22 protein-coding genes are annotated in these 18,580 nt (G+C 68.6%); 14 read left to right on the top strand and 8 right to left on the bottom strand.

The genetic code is table 11. The features are described 5' to 3' along the window. The first annotated feature begins 24 nt into the window (after positions 1–24). From BM228_RS23685 to dprA, 5 genes are read left to right on the top strand one after another with little or no spacing between them, the layout of a single operon-like run. Entirely contained in the window at positions 25–483 is a 459-nt protein-coding gene (locus BM228_RS23685) for a DUF29 domain-containing protein (protein WP_092044466.1), read from the top strand. A gap of 18 nt (positions 484–501) precedes the next feature. Beyond that, on the top strand, positions 502–1,305 hold the full coding sequence (hisF, locus tag BM228_RS23680; RefSeq protein ID WP_092044464.1) for an imidazole glycerol phosphate synthase subunit HisF: 804 nt from the start codon (positions 502–504) through the stop codon (positions 1,303–1,305). Beyond that, entirely contained in the window at positions 1,302–2,606 is a 1,305-nt protein-coding gene (locus BM228_RS23675; protein ID WP_092044463.1) for a dihydroorotase, read from the top strand. The genes hisF and BM228_RS23675 overlap by 4 nt, the downstream gene beginning before the upstream one ends. After that, a complete protein-coding gene (plsY, locus tag BM228_RS23670; protein WP_092044461.1) occupies positions 2,606–3,208 on the top strand; it encodes a glycerol-3-phosphate 1-O-acyltransferase PlsY in 603 nt (200 codons plus the stop codon). The genes BM228_RS23675 and plsY overlap by 1 nt, the downstream gene beginning before the upstream one ends. Before the next feature lie 34 nt (positions 3,209–3,242). Next, on the top strand, positions 3,243–4,445 hold the full coding sequence (gene dprA / locus BM228_RS23665; RefSeq protein WP_092044460.1) for a DNA-processing protein DprA: 1,203 nt from the start codon (positions 3,243–3,245) through the stop codon (positions 4,443–4,445). Here the strand turns inward: dprA and ruvX are convergent. Both ruvX and BM228_RS23655 read right to left on the bottom strand, forming a co-directional pair. Beyond that, positions 4,435–4,929 carry a Holliday junction resolvase RuvX gene (ruvX, locus tag BM228_RS23660; protein WP_092044458.1) on the bottom strand — a complete coding sequence of 165 codons (495 nt, stop codon included), beginning with the start codon at positions 4,927–4,929 and terminating at the stop codon, positions 4,435–4,437. The genes dprA and ruvX overlap by 11 nt on opposite strands. 9 nt (positions 4,930–4,938) lie before the next feature. Beyond that, a complete protein-coding gene (locus tag BM228_RS23655) occupies positions 4,939–5,505 on the bottom strand; it encodes an SMI1/KNR4 family protein (RefSeq protein ID WP_092044457.1) in 567 nt (188 codons plus the stop codon). A 117-nt stretch (positions 5,506–5,622) separates the two neighbouring features. Here BM228_RS23655 and BM228_RS23650 point away from each other — a divergent pair, with 117 nt between their 5' ends. The 5 genes from BM228_RS23650 to gatB all read left to right on the top strand — a co-directional run bounded on the left by BM228_RS23650 (position 5,623) and on the right by gatB (position 9,793). Continuing rightward, complete coding sequence (locus tag BM228_RS23650) at positions 5,623–5,817, top strand: hypothetical protein (RefSeq protein ID WP_092044455.1); 195 nt, start codon at positions 5,623–5,625, stop codon at positions 5,815–5,817. Between the two features lie 137 nt (positions 5,818–5,954). Next, the gene (gatC, locus tag BM228_RS23645) at positions 5,955–6,242 is read left to right on the top strand and encodes an Asp-tRNA(Asn)/Glu-tRNA(Gln) amidotransferase subunit GatC (RefSeq protein WP_092044454.1); all 288 of its coding nucleotides are present in this window, start codon (positions 5,955–5,957) and stop codon (positions 6,240–6,242) included. A 74-nt stretch (positions 6,243–6,316) separates the two neighbouring features. Beyond that, entirely contained in the window at positions 6,317–7,795 is a 1,479-nt protein-coding gene (gatA, locus tag BM228_RS23640) for an Asp-tRNA(Asn)/Glu-tRNA(Gln) amidotransferase subunit GatA (RefSeq protein WP_092044564.1), read from the top strand. Continuing rightward, positions 7,792–8,091, top strand: a complete 300-nt coding sequence (locus BM228_RS23635; RefSeq protein ID WP_092044452.1) for a hypothetical protein — start codon at positions 7,792–7,794, stop codon at positions 8,089–8,091. Before gatA ends, BM228_RS23635 begins: the two co-directional genes overlap by 4 nt. Positions 8,092–8,320: 229 nt before the next feature. After that, positions 8,321–9,793, top strand: a complete 1,473-nt coding sequence (gene gatB / locus BM228_RS23630; RefSeq protein ID WP_092044451.1) for an Asp-tRNA(Asn)/Glu-tRNA(Gln) amidotransferase subunit GatB — start codon at positions 8,321–8,323, stop codon at positions 9,791–9,793. A 527-nt stretch (positions 9,794–10,320) separates the two neighbouring features. Here the strand turns inward: gatB and BM228_RS23625 are convergent. Beyond that, positions 10,321–10,806 carry a DUF3280 domain-containing protein gene (locus BM228_RS23625; protein WP_092044449.1) on the bottom strand — a complete coding sequence of 162 codons (486 nt, stop codon included), beginning with the start codon at positions 10,804–10,806 and terminating at the stop codon, positions 10,321–10,323. Between the two features lie 396 nt (positions 10,807–11,202). Here BM228_RS23625 and BM228_RS23620 point away from each other — a divergent pair, with 396 nt between their 5' ends. After that, positions 11,203–11,835, top strand: a complete 633-nt coding sequence (locus BM228_RS23620) for a LysE family translocator (protein WP_092044448.1) — start codon at positions 11,203–11,205, stop codon at positions 11,833–11,835. Between the two features lie 39 nt (positions 11,836–11,874). On the opposite strand, the gene BM228_RS23615 is transcribed toward BM228_RS23620, so the two are convergent. The 4 genes from BM228_RS23615 to BM228_RS23600 form a co-directional block, all read right to left on the bottom strand. After that, positions 11,875–12,918, bottom strand: a complete 1,044-nt coding sequence (locus tag BM228_RS23615) for an efflux RND transporter periplasmic adaptor subunit (RefSeq protein ID WP_092044446.1) — start codon at positions 12,916–12,918, stop codon at positions 11,875–11,877. After that, positions 12,919–13,113, bottom strand: a complete 195-nt coding sequence (locus tag BM228_RS23610; RefSeq protein WP_092044445.1) for a DUF1656 domain-containing protein — start codon at positions 13,111–13,113, stop codon at positions 12,919–12,921. Between the two features lie 22 nt (positions 13,114–13,135). Continuing rightward, the gene (locus BM228_RS23605) at positions 13,136–15,169 is read right to left on the bottom strand and encodes an FUSC family protein (RefSeq protein WP_092044443.1); all 2,034 of its coding nucleotides are present in this window, start codon (positions 15,167–15,169) and stop codon (positions 13,136–13,138) included. 119 nt (positions 15,170–15,288) lie between these two features. Further along, entirely contained in the window at positions 15,289–15,579 is a 291-nt protein-coding gene (locus BM228_RS23600) for a hypothetical protein (RefSeq protein ID WP_092044441.1), read from the bottom strand. Between the two features lie 234 nt (positions 15,580–15,813). On the opposite strand from BM228_RS23600, the gene BM228_RS23595 reads away from it, so the two are divergent. Further along, positions 15,814–16,449, top strand: coding sequence for a glutathione S-transferase N-terminal domain-containing protein (locus BM228_RS23595; RefSeq protein ID WP_092044440.1), 636 nt, complete (start codon positions 15,814–15,816; stop codon positions 16,447–16,449). Positions 16,450–16,452: 3 nt separating this feature from the next. Here the strand turns inward: BM228_RS23595 and BM228_RS23590 are convergent, their stop codons facing one another. Next, entirely contained in the window at positions 16,453–16,917 is a 465-nt protein-coding gene (locus tag BM228_RS23590; protein WP_092044438.1) for a DUF2147 domain-containing protein, read from the bottom strand. 269 nt (positions 16,918–17,186) lie between these two features. Between BM228_RS23590 and ndk the strand changes: the two genes are divergently transcribed. After that, complete coding sequence (ndk, locus tag BM228_RS23585; protein WP_092044437.1) at positions 17,187–17,609, top strand: nucleoside-diphosphate kinase; 423 nt, start codon at positions 17,187–17,189, stop codon at positions 17,607–17,609. Between the two features lie 170 nt (positions 17,610–17,779). After that, positions 17,780–18,145 carry a hypothetical protein gene (locus tag BM228_RS23580; RefSeq protein WP_092044435.1) on the top strand — a complete coding sequence of 122 codons (366 nt, stop codon included), beginning with the start codon at positions 17,780–17,782 and terminating at the stop codon, positions 18,143–18,145. The last annotated feature ends 435 nt before the right edge of the window (positions 18,146–18,580 follow it).

Below are 18,580 nucleotides of genomic sequence, written 5' to 3'. Positions count from 1 at the left end.
AGGACCTCGACTCGGGAGGCTTTCATGGCCTGCCGCGCACCGGCCGGAACGGCTTATCGCGACGATTTCTACGCTTGGACACAGGAGCAGGTCGGCCGCCTGCGGGTGGGCGACATCACGGGACTCGACCGCGCGAATCTCGCCGAGGAGATCGAGAGTTTAGGCCGGACTCAGTTCGCGAGCTTGGTGCGCGCTCTGGAAAACATTCTCGCAAATATGCTCACGATCGATCACCGCGCCGGTTCGCAGAACCGACGCAAGGCGATCGAGATCGCGATGCACCGCAAGCACGTCTCTGACGAACTTCATGACAGTCCAAGTCTCAAGAACCGGCTGGGCGACGCTGTCGAGCGGGCCTATCGCTGTGCCCGCCTCGAAGCTGCGGACACCACAGGCCTCGCGTTGAGGCACTTCCCAGAAGCCTGCCCCTACACGTATCAGGACATCATGGATCGGCCGTTCGCGATCGATCCCGACTCCTGATCGGACCGCCGAGGGCTCGTGCTCAAAACCCGCATCATCCCCTGCCTCGACGTGAAGGACGGCCGCGTCGTGAAAGGCGTCCGCTTCGAGGGGCTGCGCGATGCCGGCGATCCGGTGGAGGCGGCCAAGGTCTACGACGCCGCCGGGGCCGATGAGCTGTGCTTCCTCGACATCACCGCGAGCCGCGAGGCCCGGGGCACGCTGCTCGACATCGTCAGCCGGACCGCCGAGGCCTGCTTCATGCCGCTCACCGTCGGCGGCGGCGTTCGCACCGTCGAGGATGTGCGCGCCCTGCTGCTCGCCGGCGCCGACAAGGTCGCGATCAACACCGCCGCCGTGAAGGACCCGGACTTGGTCGCCAGGGCGGCGGAAAAGTTCGGCGCGCAATGCATCGTCGTGGCGATCGACGCCAAGCGGGTCTCCGGCCCCGACGAGCCCGCCCGATGGGAGATCTTTACCCATGGCGGCCGCGACCCGACCGGGATCGATGCGGTCGCCTTCGCCCGCCTGGTCGCCGAGAAGGGCGCGGGCGAGCTGCTGGTGACCTCAATGGACAAGGACGGCACCCGCTCCGGCTACGATCTGGCCCTCACGCGGGCGATCAGTGACGCCGTGACCGTGCCGGTGATCGCCTCGGGCGGCGTCGGCGGCCTCGACGACCTCGTGGCCGGCGTGGCCCAGGGCGGCGCCAGCGCCGTGCTGGCCGCCTCGATCTTCCATTTCGGGCAGGCGAGCGTCGCCGAGGCCAAGGCCCATATGGCGGCCGCCGGCCTCGCTATGCGCCTCGACGGCCCGGCTTCATCCGCGAGGGCGCCCCTGTGACCAGCATTCTTCTCGCCGACGCGACCCTCCTCGATCCGGCGACGGGCCGCGAAACGCGCGGTGCCGTGCTGGTGCAGGACGGCCGCATCGCGGACATCGCCGAGGGCGCCGCGCCCGGAGTTCCGGCGGACGCCGCCCGGATCGACTGTCGCGGCCGGGTCCTCACCCCCGGTCTGATCGACATGCGCGCCTTCGTGGGCGAGCCGGGGGCCGAGCATCGCGAGACCCTGGCCTCGGCGAGCGCCGCGGCGGCGGCAGGCGGCGTCACGACCCTGGTCTGCATGCCTGACACCAACCCGGTGATCGACGGCCCGGCGATCGTGGATTTCGTGCTCCGTCGCGCCCGCGACACGGCCAGCGTCACCGTCCTGCCCGCCGCCGCGATCACCAAGGGCCTGGCCGGTAAGGAAATGACCGAATTCGGCCTGCTCCAGGAGGCCGGCGCGGTGGCGTTCACCGACGGGCTGCACGCGGTGGCGAACGCCCAGGTGATGCGCCGCGCCCTGACCTACGCCCGGGATTTCGACGCCCTGGTGATGCAGCATGTCGAGGATGCCGCCCTCGTCGCCGAGGGCGTGATGAACGAAGGCGAGCTCGCCTCCCGCCTCGGGCTGATGGGCATCCCCCGCGAGGCCGAGACCGTGATGCTGGAGCGCGACATCCGCCTCGTGCGGCTGACCGGCGCCCGCTACCACGCGGCGATGATCTCGTGCGCCGATTCGGTGGAGATCGTGCGCCGGGCCAAGCAGGATGGGTTGCCGGTGACCTGCGGTGTCTCGGTGAACAACCTCGTGCTGAACGAGAACGACATCGGCCATTACCGCACCTTCTGCCGGCTCTCGCCGCCGCTGCGCGACGAGGCCGACCGGCACGCGGTTGTGCAGGCTCTCAACGAGGGCGTGATCGACGTGGTCGTCTCCGACCACAATCCGCAGGATGTCGAGACCAAGCGCCTGCCCTTCGCGGAAGCGGCTGACGGCGCCCTCGGGATCGAGACCCTGCTCGGCGCGTCCCTGCGCCTGGTCCATACCGGCGACCTCGCGCTGAACAAGCTGATCGCGGCGCTCACCGTGAACCCGGCCCGGATCCTCGGGCGCGAGGCCGGCCGATTGGCGGTCGGCGCGCCCGCCGACCTCGTCCTGATCGATCCCGATCTGCCCTACGTGCTCGACAAGCGCCGGCTGAAGTCGCGCTCCAAGAACTCGCCCTTCGACGAAGCGCGCCTCCAGGGCGCCGCGGTGCTGACCCTGGTCGGCGGCCGGATCGTGCACGCCATCGACGATCTCGCGGCGGCGGCCTGATGCTCCCGGACCTCGCGACCTCGGCCGCCCTCGGCGGTCTGGCCCTCGGCTATGCTCTGGGCTCGATTCCGTTCGGGCTGATCTTCACGCGCTTCGCCGGGCTCGGCGACGTGCGGGCGATCGGCTCCGGCAATATCGGCGCGACCAACGTGCTGCGCACCGGCCGCAAGGGCCTCGCCGCCGCGACCCTGCTCGGGGATGCCCTGAAGGGGACGGCGGCGGTGCTGATCGCCCGGCAACTCGGCGAGGGGCCGGCCCTGGCTGCCGGTCTCGGCGCCTTCCTCGGGCATCTCTTCCCAGTCTGGCTCGGCTTCAAGGGCGGCAAGGGGGTGGCGACCTTCATCGGCGTGCTGCTGGCCTTCAGCCCGCCGACCCTGGCTGCCTTCGCGGCGATCTGGCTCGGCCTCGCCTTCGCGCTGAAATACTCGTCGCTGGCCGCGCTGGCGGCCTCCGCGGCGACGCCGCTGGTGCTATGGGCGCTCGGCGCCCCGACGCAAGCTGTGCTGTTCCTGCTGCTCGGGCTGCTGCTATGGTGGAAGCACGCTCCCAACATCCGGCGACTCGCGGCCGGCACCGAGGGGCGCATCGGCCAGAAGGGTTAGCTACGCGCCCGATGGCGCGACGCTGGGGGGCGTCATGCAGCTCACCGATGCCCAGCGCCTCGACTGGCTGCGGTTGATCCGAACGGAGGGGATCGGCCCGCGGAGCTTCCGCACCCTGATCAACCGATTCGGCGGCGCGGCTGCGGCGCTCGAAGCGCTGCCGGACCTGACCAAGCGCCAGGGCCGGCGCATCGAGCCGCCAAGCCGGGCGCAGGCCGAGGATGAGCTCGCCGCCCTGGCGCGCCTCGGAGGACGCCTGCTCGCCACCGGCGAGGCGGATTATCCGCACCTGCTCCAGCGCACCGATGCGGCCCCGCCGCTCATCGCCCTGCGGGGTGATCCAAACATCCTGAATCGCCCAGCGGTCGCCCTGGTCGGGTCGCGCAACGCCTCGACGGCGGGGCTTGCCTTCACCGAGCGGCTGGCCCGGGGCCTCGGCGAGGCCGGGCTCGCCGTGGTCTCGGGCCTCGCCCGGGGGATCGACGCGCGGGCCCACAAGGCCAGCCTCCATACCGGTACCGTGGCGGTGATGGCCGGGGGCCAGGACCGGATCTACCCGGCCGCTCACGCCGCCCTGGTCGACGCGATCCTAGCGGAGGGCGGGGCGGTGCTGGCGGAGATGCCGATGGGCTGGGAGGCGCGGGGTCGCGACTTCCCCCGGCGCAACCGCATCATCTCCGGCCTGTCCTACGGCACGATCGTAGTCGAGGCGGCCCGCCGCTCCGGCTCGCTGATCACCGCGCGCTACGCCTTGGAGCAGAACCGCGAGGTCTTCGCCGTCCCGGGCTCGCCCCTGGACCCCCGGGCGGAGGGCACCAACGACCTGATCCGCCAAGGGGCGATTCTGGTGGCCGAGGCGAGCCACGTCCTCGATGTGATCGGCCCGATCATCGAACGCGGTCCCGATCCCGACGCCGCCCCCGCCCGGACGAAACCCGACCTCGCCGAGCAGCCGGATTTCTGGGACGAAATCGACCTGGAGGGACGTGCAAATCTGCTCGACGGCGGCGCGGACTTAGATCCCGTCTTCGATGTCCCGCTCGTCGAACCGGACGAGCCCACGGACGACCGCCAAAAGATCATCGCCCTGCTGGGACCGAGCCCGGTCGGCACCGACGAATTGGCGCGCAGCGCCGGGGTCGGCGCCCGGGTGGTGCAGACCGTGCTGCTGGAGCTGGAGCTTGACGGCCGGATCGAGCGGCACGGCAGCGGGGCGGTTTCGCTGGTCAATCGCTGACGGCGTCGGCGTCGGAATCGGCGAGGTTGCGCATCACGTCGAGGCAGCCCTGCAGGATGTAGGCGGCGGCGAGCTTGTCCACGAGCTGGCCCCGCCGCGCCCGGGACGCGTCCGCCTCGATCAGCGCCCGGGTCACCACGGCGGTGGACAGGCGCTCGTCGAAGAAGACGTGCGGGATGTCGATGATCGGCTTGAGGTTGCGCACGAAGGCGCGGGTCGACTGAACCCGGGGCCCCTCGCTGCCATCCATGTTCAGCGGCAGGCCGACCACCAGCCCGCCGACGGCGTGCTGCCGGCAGAGCTCGGCGAGGCGCTGGGCGTCGGGGGTGAACTTCACCCGGCGGATGGTCTCGAGGGGCGTTGCGATCTGGCGGCCGAGATCCGACAGGGCGAGCCCGATCGTCTTGGTGCCGAGATCGACCCCGATCAGGCGCGCGCCACCGCGCGAGGCGGCCGCGAAGGTACGGATCTCGTCGAAATTCATGGCGTGGCCCTACGCCAGCCCGGCGCCCCGCGCCAGCGTGGTCTCCGCGATGCCTTCGAACCGGGCCGGGAGGGGCGTCCCGCCGGGCCCTAGCACGAGGGCGGCGGAGGGTCGGGTCACGCGGTCGAAGAAGTCGGTGAGGCTCTCGCCGCCGAAACGCACGGTCTCCAGATCGGGGGCCAGCAGCCAGATATCGTATTCCTCCGTCGCTCCGGCGACGTCCCAGAACAGGAAGCTACCGTCGTCACCCGCGCCGAAGAAGCAGGCGCGCTCGATCACCGCCGGGTCGCCGTCCTCGACATCGAAGCGGTGCGGCTCGCCCTCACCCTCCAGCATCGCGACGGCGTTGCCGACGCTGACGGCGATCACCCCGGCTTGCGTGGCGAGATCGCTGGCCTCGAACGGCGCCGGCACGGCGATCCGGAACTGCGCGCCCGCCAGGCCGATGCCGCAGGTCTCGCAGAAGCTGCGGTAAGAGGCGGGTAGGGGGAAGCCCAACTCCGCTGCGGCGCGGTCGAGATCCGCCGGCTGCGCCAGGAAGCCCGGCGACAGGCTCGTGAACACCTGCTCCCACATCGAACCCGCTCCACCATCCACAGCCTTAACCCTATCCGCAGATCGACACGGATGCGCCCGGAGCCGTTCGCGAATAAGTCGGTTAAGACTTCGTTAATCCACGTTCCGGGTATCGCCATGCCGACGATAGGCCAGCCCAACGCCCTGCGCCCCTCCAGCCGTTCGCAGACCATGACCCGCAAGCAGTGCTGGATGCTGGTCCTGGCCTTCGAAGTTCTGGTCTTCGGCGTGTCGCAATCGGTGTTCCGGCCGGTCCGGCAGGCCGGCATCACGATCGAGATGTCGGTGACGCCGAACCACGTCGTGACCTGATCCCGCCCGGCCTGACTTGATCTTGTCCCAGGGCACGGCCACGCAGACCACCGCCCGCGTTGCGGCCCGTCGAAGCGCAGTGCTATAGCCCGGCCCGGCGCCGGGGATGCCTCCCGGGCAGGGACGAACGGGACGGTATGTCGGTCGACGAGAAGACGGTTCGGCGCATCGCGCATCTGGCGCGGATCGCAGTCACCGACGACGAGGTCGGTCCGCTGCAGGGTGAGCTCAACGCCATCCTGGCCTTCGTCGAGCAGCTCAGCGCGGTGGACGTGTCCGGCGTCGAGCCGATGACCTCGGTCACCCCGATGGCGATGAAGAAGCGCGAGGACGTGGTCACCGAGGGGGGCCGCGCCGCTGACGTGGTCGCCAACGCCCCCGAGACCGAAGACAATTACTTCCTGGTTCCGAAGGTCGTCGAGTAGGCTGCTTCCGGCCTTCGGCGAAGCATGAATTCTGGCGGCATGTGCGCGGCGGCGCGCGCGAGGACGTGAACAGCGTGGATCCGAACGAACTCACCCTGGCCGAGGCACGCGACGCCCTCAAGGCGAAGCGGATCTCGGCCCGCGAGCTGACCCAGGCGCATCTCGACGCGATGGCCAAGGCCCGCGTGCTGAACGCCTTCATCCGCGAGACGCCCGACCACGCCCTCAAGATGGCGGACGCGGCGGACCAGAAGATCGCCGCCGGCGAGGCCCGCCCGCTGGAAGGCATCCCGCTCGGCATCAAGGACCTGTTCTGCACGGACGGCGTCACCACCACCGCCGGCTCGAAGATCCTCGAAACCTTCGTGCCGCACTACGAATCCGCCGTCTCGGCCAATCTCTGGCGCGACGGCGCGGTGATGCTGGGCAAGCTGAACCTCGACGAGTTCGCCATGGGCTCGTCCAACGAGACCAGCGCCTACGGCAACGTGGTCTCGCCTTGGCGGCGCAAGGGCTCCGACGCGCAGCTGGTGCCGGGCGGCTCGTCCGGCGGCTCGGCCGCGGCGGTCGCGGCGCGGCTCTGCCTGGGCGCCACCGCCACCGATACCGGCGGCTCGATCCGCCAGCCCGCGGCCTTCACCGGCACGGTGGGGATCAAGCCGACCTACGGGCGCTGCTCGCGCTGGGGTACGGTGGCCTTCGCCTCCTCCCTGGACCAGGCCGGCCCGATCGCCCGCACGGTGCGCGACTGTGCGATCCTGCTCGGATCCATGGCCGGCCCGGACGCCCGGGACACCACCTGCGTCGACCTTCCGGTGCCGGATTTCGAGGCTGCGGTCTCCCGCGGCGTGAAGGGTCTGACCATCGGCATCCCGAAGGAATACCGGGTCGACGGCATGCCAGCCGAGATCCAGAAGCTCTGGGATGACGGCGCCGCCTGGCTGAAGGATGCCGGCGCGACGATCAAGGAGATCTCGCTGCCGCATACCTCCTCGGCGCTGCCGGCCTATTACATCGTCGCCCCGGCGGAGGCGTCATCGAACCTCGCCCGCTACGACGGCGTCCGCTACGGCCTGCGCGTGCCCGGCAAGGACATCGCCGGGATGTACGAGAACACCCGCGCCGCCGGCTTCGGCCGCGAGGTCAAGCGCCGGATCATGATCGGCACCTACGTGCTCTCGGCCGGCTACTACGACGCCTATTACGTGCGCGCCCAAAAGATCCGCACGCTGATCAAGCGCGACTTCGAGCAGGCCTACGCGGCCGGCGTCGACGCGATCCTGACCCCGGCGACGCCGTCCTCGGCCTTCGGCATCGGCGAGAAGGCCTCGGCCGACCCGGTGGAGATGTACCTCAACGACGTGTTCACCGTGACGGTGAACATGGCCGGTCTTCCGGGTATCGCGGTCCCGGCCGGCATCGACGGCCAGGGTCTGCCGCTCGGCCTCCAGCTGATCGGCCGGCCCTTCGACGAGGAGACGCTGTTCGCCGTCGCCCAGGTGATCGAGGAGGCCGCCGGCCGGACCGTCCTGCCCGAGCCTTGGTGGGCATGACCGTCCCCTTCTATCCCTGGACGGTCTGGATCTGGGCCGCGTTCGATCCGGCGCTGATCGTGGTGGCGGTCTATCTCGGCTGGACCGCCAGCCAGTTCGGCAAGGTGTTCATCGCGGCAATCGCGGCGCTGGGCTTCTCGGTGCTGTTCTCCTGGGCGGTGAGCGCGGCTGGGATCCCCTGGCCGGCTCCGATCACCCATGACGGGCCGACCTTCTTCCCGGTGCGGGCCGTCGCCGCCCTGCTGTGGGCGATGGTCGGCTACGGTGCCCGGCGAGCCATCGCCCGCCGCGCTTGATTCTTGTCGCGCGCGACCCGTAAGTGTTTTTCGAGAGTAGGATAGCGGCACACGCCGCGATCCCACCCGCGACCTCATCCTGAGGTGACCGCGTCAGCGGGCCTCGAAGGAGCCCTCCAGGCTCCGAGCGATCCCTGGAGCCCTCCTTCGAGGCTGCTGCGTAGCACCTCAGGATGAGGGTGTGGGTCGGATCGTGCGGAGACCGCATCATAGCCCGGCCCGGACGACCATGAACGCACCTGTCGATCCCAAAAAACTCATCAAGGGCGGCCTGCACGACTGGGAGGTCGTCGTCGGCATGGAGGTCCATGCCCAGGTCTCCAGCCGCGCCAAGCTGTTCTCCGGCGCCTCCACGGAGTTCGGGGCAGAGCCGAACGACCACGTCTCGCTGGTTGATGCCGCGATGCCGGGCATGCTGCCGGTGATCAACGCGGAATGCATCGCGCAGGCGGTCCGCACCGGGCTCGGCCTCAAGGCGCAGATCAACCTGCGCTCGGTGTTCGACAGAAAAAACTACTTCTACCCGGATCTGCCGCAGGGCTACCAGATCTCGCAGTACAAGGACCCGATCGTCGGCGAGGGCGAGGTGCTGGTCGACATGCTCGACGGCAGCTCAATCACGGTCGGCATCGAGCGCCTGCACCTGGAGCAGGATGCCGGCAAGTCGCTGCACGACCAGGATCCGACCAAGAGCTTCGTCGATCTCAACCGCTCGGGCGTGGCGCTGATGGAGATCGTCTCCCGGCCGGACCTGCGCTCGTCGGAAGAGGCCAAGGCCTACGTGACCAAGCTGCGCACGATCCTGCGCTATCTCGGCACCTGCGACGGCGACATGGAGAAGGGCTCGCTGCGGGCCGACGTGAACGTCTCCGTCCGCCGCCCCGGCGAGCCGCTCGGCACCCGCTGCGAGATCAAGAACGTCAACTCGATCCGCTTCATCGGTCAGGCGATCGAGACCGAGGCACGCCGCCAGATCGCGATCCTGGAAGATGGTGGGAAGATCGATCAGGAGACGCGCCTGTTCGACCCGGGCAAGGGAGAGACCCGCTCGATGCGCTCGAAGGAAGAGGCGCACGATTACCGCTACTTCCCCGATCCGGACCTGCTGCCGCTCGAATTCGACCAGGCCTATGTCGATGCCCTGGCCGCCGGCCTGCCGGAGCTGCCGGACGCCAAGAAGGCGCGGTTCGTCAAGGATTACGGCCTCTCGCCCTACGATGCCGGCGTGCTCGTGGCCGAGCGGGCTTCGGCCGACTATTACGAGGCGGTGGCCAAGGGCCGCGACGGCAAGGCGGCGGCCAACTGGGTCATCAATGAGCTGTTCGGGCGCCTCAACAAGGAAGGCCTCTCGATCGAATCGACGCCGGTCTCAGCCGACCAGCTCGGGGCGATCGTCGACCTGATCGGCGAGGGCGTGATCTCCGGCAAGATCGCCAAGGACCTGTTCGAGATCGTCTGGACCGAGGGCGGCGACCCGCGCGCCATCGTCGACAGCCGCGGCATGAAGCAGGTGACCGATACCGGCGCCATCGAGGCCGCCATCGACCAGATCATCGCGGCCAACCCCGACAAGGTCGCCCAAGCCAAGGAGAAGCCGACCCTGCTCGGCTGGTTCGTCGGCCAGACCATGAAGGCCACGGGCGGCAAGGCGAACCCGGCGGCGGTCAACGCGCTGCTCAAGGACAAGCTCGGGATCGCTTGAGCCGCGCTCCGATCGCGACATGATGAGATCCCGCCACGGCTCAGCCGGGCGGGTAATGGCCGATCGGGTCCTGAAAGAAGAAACCGCGGCGGAAGCGGAGCTAAGTGGGGCCTTTCGCGCATTCGAAGACGGGCCGTGTCTTGGCCGCTTCTGCGCCCCTGGGGTCGCCTCCGTCTGGCTGTTCGTTTGGTGCCGCTGGGTTCCGGGCCGAACCTGTCCCAAGACCGTCTAAGCGGCGTCACGCTGCGGTGGAGTCATACCTGTCTCCTCCAGCTTCGGATGACCGATCAAGACCAACACATCCCTGACGTGCCGAACTATTGATCCGATCCGTGTCCGCTGTTGCTGAACACATCCGAAGACTGCGCCCGCTCCGGAGTCGCGTCAACACGGAATTTCCGGCCACGCTCGCTTTTTTCTGCTTTCCGCCGGCGGCACCGCAGCGCGGTGTTGCCGGATCAAACACTTATGGTCGCCGGCACGGCAGCGCAAAAATTTAGCTCGCGCCCGTCCGGATCGGCCGCGCTCTACTTGCCGGCGCCCATGTTGTTCTCGACCAGAAACCGGATGCCGCGCTCGAAGGACTCGTCGGTGTCGCCGCGCATGTCGACGCTGTAGGCTTTTTCCGGGACGTTGCCGGAGAGCTGTTTGACGTAGACGTTGAGGTTCAGGATCAGGTTGGAAACCTTCTGGACCTCCCCGGTGATCGCCACGTCGGCGCCGAGCTTGCGCGCGAAACCGTCGGCGCAGCCGTTGCAGCGGCGCAAGTCCGCGCTCTTGGCGACCTCGTCCTTCACCGGATCGGTCGACACGATCTCGAACAGACCCTTCTTTTGCAGCAGGTCGCGCAACTGGGCGCTGGTGCGATCGAGCCGCGCCCGGTCGGCCTCGTCGCCCGGTACCGGCGAAAGGTTCGAGAACTGGAAGTCGAACACCGCGGCCTTCTCGGGGGCGGCGACGGCGGGGCCGACCGCGAGCAACAGGGCGGCCGCGCAGAGTGCGGTCCGGAACATGGGCGTCTCCTCAGCGGCATCATTTTTGGTGCCGTATGAAGTCAACGCGCCAGACCGACATTCGCTGAATGGAAACTGGCATCGCGGCACGGGGGCGATCCCGCGCCGCCCTTTCCCGGGCGCACGCAGCGCCAGCGGAATGCGGCCCGGGACCCAGCGTGACGAGACGCGCAGCGTCCACCTGCAATCGAGACGCTTCCGGATCGTGGCGCCTCGCGGCGCATCGCCTGTGGGGTCCCGGATCGCCTTCCACTGGCGTTCCAGGCGTCCGGGAAAAGGGCGCGCATTTCCTCATGAGGGACGGCCAGAGCCGATGGAACCGCATACGATCGAGCGGCGAGATGCGGTAACGTTCCCCTCGCACCGAGTCGCCGGATGTTGGGGAAGCCAGGACAGATGCCCGACCTACACAACCTGCTCGCCTTTGCGGCCGTTGCGGTCGGCATGGTTCTGACCCCGGGGCCGAACATGGCCTACACGCTCTCGCGCTCGATCTGCCAGGGACGGACGGCCGGATTCATCTCGCTCGGCGGCGTCGCCCTCGGCTTCGTCGTCTACATGTTGTGCGCGGCATTCGGTATCACGGCCCTCCTTCTGGCAGTGCCTTATGCCTACGACGCCGTTCGCATCGCCGGTGCGCTCTATCTGCTGTGGCTCGCCGTGCAGGCCGTCCGACCCGGCGGTCGCTCGCCGTTCCACGTGAAGGATCTGCCGCCGAGCAGCCCGACCAAGTTGTTCGTCATGGGATTGTTGACCAACCTACTCAATCCCAAGATCGCGATCATGTATCTTTCGCTGCTGCCGCAATTCATCGATCCGGCCAACGGCAGCGTTCTGAGCCAGGCCCTCGTCCTCGGCACGACGCAGATCGCCATCAGCCTGATGGTCAACACGCTGTTCATCGTTTCGGCGAGTTCGATCGCCCGGTTCTTCACATACCGTCCCTCATTCGCCGCCGTGCAGCGCTGGGTGATGGGAACGGTGTTCGCGGCGCTCGCCGTCAGGATGGCGACCGAGTCGCAGCGCTGAGATAGGAGTTATCGCGTTGGGAGCCTGTCATAACGGGCGCTAGCGCGGCTCGTTCTGGTCGCCCGAGGCCGAGAAGGCGAAGAGGCGCTGCCGCAACCCCGTAAACCACAGCGGCAGCGGCGCCCGGCCAGTGCCCAGAACCACCGTAGCGGTCATGCCGGCCACCAGCGGCACGTCGTCGGGCTTGTGCTCGATGCGGATGCGCACCGGGACGCGCTGGGCGAGGCGCACCCAGGTGTAGACTGGGTTCACGTCCGGCAAACCTTGCGTGCTGGCGGCGGCGTTGGCCGTCGAGATGCCGAGCGTGATGCTCTCCACCGTCCCGGCGAGATGCGGCCCGTAGCCCATCAGCTTGATGTCGGCCGTATCACCCACGTGGATGTTGGCCATCTTGGTCTCCTCGAAATAGCCGTCGATCCAGAACGAATCCGTGTCGACGACGCTGATGTTCGAGGTGCCGGTGCGGGCGTAGTCGCCGACCCGCATCAGCAGGTTGGTCACGCGGCCGTTGACCGTGGACTTCACCTGGGTCCGTTCGAGGTTGACCTTGGCCTGCCGCAGCTGCGCCTGCGCGCTTTCCAGCGACGCCTCAGCGATCTTGGCGGTCCCGGCGAATTGCTGCTTCTCCTCCACGGAAGTGGAGACGGTGGTGAGTGCCTGCCGCCGGGCGGATTGCGCGTTCTTGACCTGGAGATCCGCCTCGCGGTTCTTCACCTCGGCATCGGCCGAGGTGACCGCGACCTCGAAGTCGATCGGATCGATCACGTAGAGGAGGTCGCCCTTGCGGACGCGCTGGTTGTCCTGGACGTGCAACGCGACGATCTGCCCGGAGACCTGCGGGGCGATGTTGGCGACCTGCACGCGGACGCTGCCGTCCCGGGTCCAGGGCGCGGCGACGTAGAATTCCCAGACGAAGGCCGCGGCCACAAAAGCGAGGACCAGGATCACGCCGGTGGCGGCCAGGCGAAAGACCTTCGCGGTCCGGCTACGGCGTGCGGTCAGAGGCGGCGGATCGGTCCGGCGCTGAATCTCCGCCTGGGAAGCGGATTTCGGATCGTCCTCGTCGGCGGTGGTGGCAGGCATCTAGATGAACACGATCAGGAGGGCGAGGACGCAGACGTAGATGCCGGCCTCGGCGAGCGGGGCGTTGGCGACGTAGCGGCTGAAGCGGATGCGGGCGAAAATCCAGCGCAGTCCCATGAGGATTACGAAGGCGGCGAGCGCATAGGCGACGAACGATGAGATCAGCACGCCGCCGATGTGAATGTCCTGGTACATGCCGGCTCGAAGCGTCCTCGTGTCAGAATAGCGCGATGTCGAGACGGCGAAGGAATCGCCGATGGCGCGCAATGGTTCGCGCCGCCGTCACCAGGTCGCTCGCGGCCCGCGCCGTGGTGAGACGCACGCCCCGATCCTGCCGCGACGCCGCGCGGATCAGGTCGCGCGCGCCAATTTCGAGGGCGCGATCGTCCCCCGCGGCGAGGGCCGCGCGGCCGCGCTGGATCGCCGCCCGCAGCGGGTCGATCGGCCAGAGGCGGCGCAGCTCCGCATGGGCTCGCGCGGCCGCCGCCTCCAGCCGGGCCAGCGCGAAGGCGTGCGACAGGCTCGCCCGGCGCACCGCGCGACTGCCGGAGCTGTAGCCGGCAAACTGGAACAGGCGGTCGGCGTTCAGGCTGGTGCGGGTGGTCGCGTCGCCGCCATCGCCGACCAGGGCATCGGCCAGGGCCTGCCGGGCCGAGTCGAGGGCGTAGACCCGCTGCTGCTGAGCCGAAATCGGGAGCAGCAGGCGAACCACGATCGACAGGATGATGGCTGCGACCACCACCAGGAAGGCGTTCAGCAGGAAGGTCTGCGCGTCGTAGCTCTGCGGGTTGGACGGGCCGAGCAGCACCGGGAAGAACACGATCACGATGAAGCCGATGCCGAAGGTCTTCGGGTTCAGCGACAGGAAGCAGCCGAAGAAGATCACCGGCGCCATCACGATGGCCAGCATCGGGAAGCCCTGGACCCCGTCGAGGAAGACGAACCGGGCGATGCCCGCGAAGGTCGAAGCCAGCGTCATCCCGATCACCACGCCGTTCGCGAATTTTTTCGGGTCGGGCGTCGTCGAGGACAGGGCCGCCGTTGCGGCGACCTGCACCAGCGCGAACGAGGCCTGCGGCAGGCCCAGCGCCACGAAGACGGCGGCCGTGACCGCGAAGCCGACCGCCACCCGCAGGGCGCCGCGCAGCGCCACGGGAAAGTCCCGGTGGGTCGGCAAGCGAGCATCGCGCAAGGGCTCGTGGCCGTCCGCCACCGCCCGGATCCCGTCCTGCGCGAAGGTCGCCGCGCAGACCACGTCGAGGGCGCGCTGAAGCACCACGACCTCGTCGAGGGGCCGGTTGCCGTCGCGGATCGCGGCATCAACCAAGTCGCGCAGCCGTTCGTCGTCCTGCTCGAGGGAAGCCAAATCGGGATCCTCGGCGACGCGCCGGCAGATCTCGAGCGCTTCCTCGACCGCGGGACTACGTGTCCGCAGGCAGGCGGCGGCGGCCACGACCGCCCGGATCGCCGCCGCCAGGACGTAGAGCGCTGCGATGCAGCTGCGCGCCCCGGCAGCCCGCCAAGGGCCGTCGTCGAGTTCCCCGGCAATGGCGCTGGCATCGGCCCGCATCGGCGCGATGGTGCGGATCAGGGCGGCGGTGCGGGAGGCGCCGAGATCGCCCTTGTCCAGGGTCTCCCGGGCGTAGGCGCGGGTGTCGTCCCAGGCCTTGCGCAGTTGCGGCAGCAGCGTCCGCCACGTGCTCGGAGAGGCGAGGGCGTCGTTGATGAAGGTGATGACGATGATGCCGAGCACGATCACGGCGACCCGGGACACCGCGGCATCGAAGGTGCCCTGCGGTTCATCGATCTGGCCCAGGGCGATGATCGCCACCGTGTAGCCCGAGAGCATCGCGCCGTAGGCGCGGGTATCTTGGAGGTACTGCGCGGTGAACACGCACAGGCCCATCCAGACCGTGAACGAGACCAGCAGCAGAACGCGGTCCTGCCCGAACAGGGACATGAACACGATCGACACGATGGCGCCGATCAGCGTCCCGAGCAGGCGGTAGATCGCCTTGGAGATCGCCTGGCCGCGCTTCGGTTGCGCCAGAATCGCCACGCAGGTGGCCGCCGAGGACGCGCTGTCGAGCTGAAGCCAGAAGGCCGCGGCCAGCGCGATCATCATGGCGAGCCAGATGCGCAGCGCGAAGGCCCAGGCCGCCGGCTTGGGCACCCAGGCGTCGAGGAAGCCGATCAGGCGATCGGAGACGGCGGGCTGAGCGTTGCCCGCGGCGGCCGAGGCCTCAGCCATGCCGCACGCGCGCCGTCAACGGCCAGGAGGCCCGCCGATCCCTCATCTCCGCGCCGGTTCCCGCTCAAGCCTCGTCCAAAACCGGAAACGAACGAGAAGCGCGGCGGTTCGCCTGGAAATCAGGCTTTGTCGCCGCCTTTCAAGCGCTTGTTGCAGCTGCTCCAGAATTGCGGCCATTTGGGCCCCTGGGCGGCCTTCTGGGCGTCGGTGAGCCCACGCCACTCGGCGCCGCATGTCTTCTGACGCTCCCGGACAGCGCTTTGCCCGGGGCTCGGCGCCTTGGCCGCGGGCGCAGAGGCTGGAGCCTCGCTCGCGGCCGGAGGCGTCGCGGGCGCCTCCTTGGCCAGGAGCGGCTGGGACCAAAGCAGCGGCGCGGTCAGCATCGCGATCCGCACAAAACGGTCGATCATCGAATCCCCCCGGAATCGCAACGGTTCCGGGCCGCGATCTCACCGCGTGCTCACGGTGCCGACAAGGGCGCGGCGGCTTTCGCCAACAGGTCAGGCGCGCGATCTCGGAAACGTGAGCCCTGCGGGCGCGATGCCCTTGAGCGCGGCCGGGAAATCGTCTTCATTGCCGCGAGTGTCGGAGATCGGCGGGGGATCGCCGCGCCGCCGTGCGATCGGTCGTGGAGCAGGTCTATCATGGCAGCGGTGTCGGGACGGCCGATCGACGTCCATACCTGGAGCACGCCGAACGGCTGGAAAATTCCGATCATGCTGGAGGAGTGCGGGCTCCCCTATCGCGTGATCCCGGTCAACATCGGCAAGAACGAGCAGTTCGCGCCCGACTTCCTGGCGATCTCGCCCAACAACAAGATCCCGGCGATCGTGGATCCTGACGGCCCGGGCGGCCAGCCGATCACGGTGTTCGAATCCGGCGCGATCCTGCAATATCTCGGACGCAAGACCGGCCAGTTCTATCCCACGGACGAGCGCGCCCGGGTGGCGGTGGACGAGTGGCTGTTCTGGCAGGTGGCCGGGTTCGGCCCGATGCTCGGCCAGACGCACCACTTCAAGATCTACGCCCCGGAGAAGGTGCCCTACGCGATCGAGCGCTTCACCGCCGAGGCCAAGCGCCTCTACGGCGTCCTGGAGCGGCGGCTGGAGGGCCGCGACTATCTCGCGGGCAATTATTCCATCGCCGACATCGCGACGCTGACCTGGGCCAAGCTCAACTTCAAGCAGGGCGTCGAGATCGCCGCCCTGCCGAACGTGTCGCGCTGGCTGGAGGCCGTCCTGGCGAGGCCGGCCGTCCAGCGCGGCCTCGCGGCGATCTGAGCGTCAGTTCTTGTTGGCGGCCTGCTGGTTCACGTCCGGCACCCGCGTCCAGGTCTGGGAGCCGCACAGCACCTTGAGCATGCAGCCCGAGACACTGAGTTCGGCCTCGTTCTCCCGCTCCAGGCTGACCGTGTAAACCTTGCCCTCTTCGATGTTGTAGAGTTCGCCGGTGAACTTCTCCTCATCGGGCTTCAAGCCGTCGATGAGTTGCAGGCCGATCACCGGACGGTTGCGCTTCTTCGGATCGGGGTTCTTCAGGTCGGTCTTGGCGGCACCGTTCTCGGCAGTCGGCGCCTTCAGCCAGACGACCTTGCCGCAGACGAGCTGCTGGCCCGGGCCGCAGCGGTCGATCCGGATCTTGGCGCGGCCATCCCCGGTGAGCCAGGTGCCGGACGGATCCTTGCGGGTGTCGGCGGCGGCGGCCGAGAGGCCGGCGAGGAGCAGGGCGGCGCTGAGGGCGAGGCGCATGGTTCGTCTCCGAATTTTGGGCACCGAGGGCGCCTGAGAGGTGGACGAAATCGGCTTGGGGCGACAGAGCCGTCGCAATCAGGCGATTTTTCGGCGGTGTTGCGGCAGGGCCACGGCCGCGCTTGTTTCGCAAGGATTGCGGGGGCAACTTGAGGCCCGGTAGGGCGCCCGCTATAAGCCTGGCGCCGAAGCGAAATTTTCGCGCCTGAGATGCGGCCGGCAGCCCGGCGCGCACCCTCCGCCTTTTCCACAGACAGACCGGACAGACCATGGCCACCGAGCGCACCTTCTCGATCCTCAAGCCCGATGCCACCCGGCGCAACCTGACCGGCGCCGTGAACGCGGTGATCGAGGAGGCGGGCCTGCGCATCGTCGGCCAGCGCCGCATCCGCCTGACCCAGGAGCAGGCCGAGAAGTTCTACGAGGTCCACAAGGAGCGCCCGTTCTTCGGCGAACTCGTGAGCTTCATGACCTCCGGCCCGGTGGTGGTGCAGGTGCTCGAGGGCGAGAAAGCCGTCGCCAAGTACCGCGAAGTCATGGGCGCCACGAACCCGGCCCAGGCCGCCGAGGGCACCATCCGCAAGCGGTTCGCCGAGTCGGTCGGCGAGAACACCGTGCACGGCTCGGACAGCGCCGAGAACGCCAAGATCGAGATCGCGCAGTTCTTCAAGGATTCCGATATCGCCGCCTGAGGCGGAAGCCGGGGTGGCGGGCCGGGCACACCGTCCCGCCATCCTGTCGCGCCGCCCTCGGCGGCGGAGGGAATGCCGCCCGGTGTGTCCGGCCCGTCATTGACGGAGCGGAGCCCGGCGGAGTCCAACGGCCAAGGTTATCCGAACCCGAGCCCTGGACCGCCAAGACCATGACGATGCGCCGCCTGCCCCTGCTGATCGCCACCGGCCTGATCGCGATCGGCGCGACTGCCGCCCTCGCCGGCGGATCCTCGGCCCCGTTCCAGCAATACGAGCCGGATCCGGCGCTCAAGACCGCCACCAAGGCCAATCTCGAAGGCCGCGTGCGCCACGCCTGCACGGTCGTTCAGGCCCGGCTGACCAGCGCACCCGAGACGTCCCTGGAGCGCCCCTGCGGCTGCTATGCCAAGCAGACCCTGCGCAGCCTCGACGAGTCCGAGATCGAGGCCTACCGGGCCACCGGCTATTTCAACGATTCCGCCCGAGCCAAGGCTTTGGCAGCGCTGGACAGCTGCAAGCTGCAGCGGCCGATCTAAGGCATCATCCCGAAAGGTGATTTCCGGCTTTCGGAAAAAGGTGATGCGAAGCCAAGAATCTGTTTCCGGGGCGCTGCCCCGGACCCTGCCGAAGGGACTTGTCCCAGCCCTTTTAAGGTGTTTGCGGCGGCAATCGGCATCGGACCGTCCCGCTTGGCCGGCGATCCCTGGTCTTTGCAGAGGCCGTCCTGAAAACAACCCCGTCATCCCGGGGCCGCGAAGCGGAGCCCGGGATCCAGAACCAGTGTCGGATCAACGACTTGCGCCGTCGGCGGATCTGGATCCCGGGCTCGCCTGCGGCGCCCCGGGATGACAGGGTGGGGGCTGAAGCGTCTGCGGAAACTTGGGATCCGTGAAGGAAGGATAGGTCTCGGCGACCCATCGCCTGCCGCCGCGCTGCCTTCTCGGCTGTCACCTTGGCGAGAGATGGGCGCA

Origin of the sequence: Methylobacterium pseudosasicola (assembly GCF_900114535.1) — a bacterium.
Taxonomy (GTDB): Bacteria; Pseudomonadota; Alphaproteobacteria; order Rhizobiales; family Beijerinckiaceae; genus Methylobacterium; species Methylobacterium pseudosasicola.
Note: the sequence above shows the minus strand (reverse complement) of the source record. Positions and strands in the feature narration are given on the sequence as shown.